The 3,550-nt window shown below is 32.0% G+C and carries 3 protein-coding genes; all 3 read left to right on the forward strand.

The features are described 5' to 3' along the window. Nucleotides 1-110 precede the first annotated feature (110 nt). Genes QM495_RS09755 through QM495_RS09765 form a run of 3 tightly spaced genes read left to right on the forward strand, consistent with a single transcriptional unit; the run spans nt 111 to nt 3,235 of the window. Nucleotides 111-2,063, forward strand: coding sequence for a fumarate reductase/succinate dehydrogenase flavoprotein subunit (locus QM495_RS09755; RefSeq protein WP_408671918.1), 1,953 nt, complete (start codon nt 111-113; stop codon nt 2,061-2,063). A 35-nt stretch (nt 2,064-2,098) separates the two neighbouring features. Continuing rightward, entirely contained in the window at nt 2,099-2,461 is a 363-nt protein-coding gene (locus QM495_RS09760; RefSeq protein WP_408671919.1) for a four helix bundle protein, read from the forward strand. Between the two features lie 27 nt (nt 2,462-2,488). Then, nucleotides 2,489-3,235, forward strand: a complete 747-nt coding sequence (locus QM495_RS09765; RefSeq protein ID WP_408671920.1) for a succinate dehydrogenase/fumarate reductase iron-sulfur subunit — start codon at nt 2,489-2,491, stop codon at nt 3,233-3,235. Nucleotides 3,236-3,550 lie beyond the last annotated feature (315 nt).

The raw sequence follows: 3,550 nt of genomic DNA on the forward strand, positions 1-3,550 counted from the left end.
AAATTTAAAGCTTGTATTAAAAATACTGGAATAGGTTTTAGTATTTTAATTGCTATTGGTTTTTCAGCTATAGCAGTTTATTTTTTCTTTAATTAATTCGCTAAAAAATTATGACAAAATTAAACTCAAAAATACCAGAAGGACCAATTGCTGAAAAATGGGAGAAATATAAATCTCACACTAATTTAGTAAACCCTTCTAACCGTAGAAAATTAGATATAATTATTGTTGGGTCTGGCCTTGCAGGGTCATCAGCTGCAGCTACTTTAGGTGAAGCTGGATACAATGTGAAAGTTTTTTATTTTCAAGACAGCCCTCGTCGTGCGCACTCAATTGCTGCTCAAGGAGGTATCAATGCTTCAAAAAATTATCAAAATGATAATGATAGTGATTACCGTTTATTTTATGATACTGTAAAAGGTGGTGATTATAGAGGACGTGAAGAAAATGTATATAGATTGGCTCAATTGAGCGGAAATATAATTGATCAATGTGTGGCTCAAGGTGTTCCTTTTGCCCGTGAATATGGTGGAACTTTAGCAAACCGTTCTTTTGGTGGAGCTCAAGTTTCTAGAACATTTTATGCTTCTGGAGCTACAGGTCAACAATTATTGTTAGGTGCTTATAGTTCTATGAACCGTCAAATAAAAGCTGGGAAAGTAAAATCATACAATCGTCACGAAATGTTAGACGTGGTTATTGTAGATGGAAAAGCTCGTGGAATTATTGCTAGAGATTTAGTTACCGGTAAAATTGAACGATTTGGAGCACATGCCGTAGTAATTGCTTCGGGTGGTTATGGAAATGTATTTTATTTATCAACCAATGCCATGAACTGTAATGCTACCGCAGCATGGAAAATATATAAAAAGGGAGCTTATTTTGCAAATCCTTGTTTTACACAAATTCATCCAACTTGTATTCCAGTTTCTGGAGAAAATCAAAGTAAATTGACATTAATGTCAGAATCTTTGAGAAATGATGGTCGTATTTGGGTGCCCAAAAATATAGAAGATGCTAAAGCAATTCGCGAAGGTAAATTAAAACCAACTGAAATTGCTGAAGAAAATAGAGATTATTACTTAGAACGACGTTATCCTGCATTTGGTAACTTAGTACCTCGTGATGTTGCTTCAAGAGCAGCTAAAGAACGTTGTGATGCTGGTTTTGGTGTGAATAAAGCCGGTTTTGCAGTGTATTTAGATTTTGCCGATGCAATTAATCGTTTAGGAGAAACAACAGTTAAAGAGCGTTATGGTAACTTGTTTGATATGTATGAAAATATTATAGGAGATAACCCTTATGTAACTCCAATGATGATTTATCCTGCCTCTCACTACGCAATGGGTGGAACTTGGGTTGATTATGAAACAATGACAACAGTTCCTGGGTTATATTCTATCGGAGAATCTAATTTCTCTGATCACGGTGCAAATCGTCTTGGAGCATCTGCATTAATGCAATGTTTATGTGACGGTTATTTTGTATTGCCTGCCACAATATCTAACTATTTAAATGAAGATATTCATACAGGTTCAATTACTACAGATAGTCCAGAATTTGAAAAAGCTGAAAATGATGTTAGTAGTTTAATTGAAAAATTATTTACCATTAAAGGAACCAAATCAGTAGATTATTTCCATAAAAAATTAGGTAAAGTTATTTGGGATAAAGTAGGTTTATCTCGTAATGAAAAAGGCTTAAAAGAAGCTATTTCAGAAATTAAAGAAATTAGAGATGCTTTTTGGAAAGATGTAAGAGTTACCGGAAAACCAAACCAATTTAATAATGAATTGGAAAAAGCTATTCGGGTTGCTGATTTTTTAGAATTAGCAGAATTAATGGCTATTGATGCGTTAAATAGAAAAGAATCTTGCGGAGCTCACTACCGTGAAGAATCTGTAGAATTAGACGGACCTCAAAAAGGAGAAGCTAAACGTAACGATAAAGAATTTACGTATGTAGCAGCCTGGGAATATAAAGGAGAAGGTAAAGAACCTAAACTTCATAAAGAGGAATTAACTTTTAATGCAATAGAATTAAAACAACGTAATTATAAATAAAGTTAAAAGTTGTTAGTGACTAGAAATTAGTTGTAATGGGTAAAATAAATTCTTATAAAGACTTGATTGTATGGCAGAAAGGTATAGAAATAGTGTTATTATCTTATAGTATTTCTAAAAATTTTCCTTCTGACGAAAAATTTGGTTTGATTTCTCAATTAAGAAGAGCGGCGGTCTCTATTCCTTCAAATATTGCCGAAGGATGGGGGCGTGGCACTAAAGCACATTATGCTAATTTTTTGAAAACTGCCAGAGGTTATTTATTAGAGTTAGAGACCCAATTGATAATCAGTGAAAAGTTAACGTATTATAAAAATTTTGAAACTATTTTTTCTTTAATTGATGAAGAAAGCAAAATGCTTAATTCATTAATTAAGAAAGTTGAAACTAGTGCCTAGTATCTAGTTTCTAAAAACTATAAAATTATGGATTTTACTTTAAATATATGGCGTCAGGATGATGCCAATGCTCAAGGAAGCATGAAAGAATATACAGTTACTGATATTTCATCGGACACTTCATTTTTAGAAATGTTAGATGTTTTAAATCAAAACTTGATTGAAAAAGGTGAAGATGTTATCTCATTTGATAATGACTGTAGAGAAGGAGTTTGTGGTACATGTTCATTATACATTAATGGAGAAGCTCACGGACCAAAAAGATTAGTCACTACTTGTCAATTATATATGCGTTCATTTAAAGATGGACAAACTATTTATATAGAACCATTTAGAGCTAACGCATTTCCGGTAATAAAAGATTTAGTTGTAGACAGAACGGTTTTAGATAGAATTCAACAAGCAGGTGGTTATAATTCATTTGATACCGGTGGAGCTGCTGATGCTAACGCCATATTAATTCCAAAAGAAGATGCAGCAGATGCTTTTGATGCTGCTGAATGTATTGGCTGTGGAGCTTGTGTTGCTACTTGTAAAAACTCTAGCGCCATGCTATTTGTTTCTGCAAAAATATCACAATTTGCGTATTTACCACAGGGTAGAGTAGAAGCTACAGAGCGTGTTTTAAATATGGTAAATCAGATGGATGCTGAAGGTTTTGGAAATTGTACTAATACGGGTGCTTGTGAAGTTGAATGTCCAAAAGGTATTTCATTAGAAAACATCGCTCGCTTAAATAGAGAATATTTAAAAGCGAATGTAGTTCCTAAATAGGATTCAAAATAATTTATAAAAAACCTCAAAAGTATTTAACTTTTGAGGTTTTTTATTTTATATATATATCATATAACAATATTTTATTATTGTTTTTCAATAATTTTTGTATATTTACACACTCTATAAACATAAACGCATCAAAAATGAGAAAACTTAATATTTTAAAAGCAATTGTAGATTTTTTTTGGATTATATCTTTACCAATGGTTCCTTTTATTTTATTTTTTATTCCAGCTCTTTTCTTTATTAAAGATTTAGAATCAATCCCTTTTAGAATAAATGGCTTAGATTTTTTAGTTTCAAATCTTTCTT

The sequence above is a fragment of the Lutibacter sp. genome (assembly GCF_046055765.1).
Taxonomy (GTDB): domain Bacteria; phylum Bacteroidota; class Bacteroidia; order Flavobacteriales; family Flavobacteriaceae; genus Lutibacter.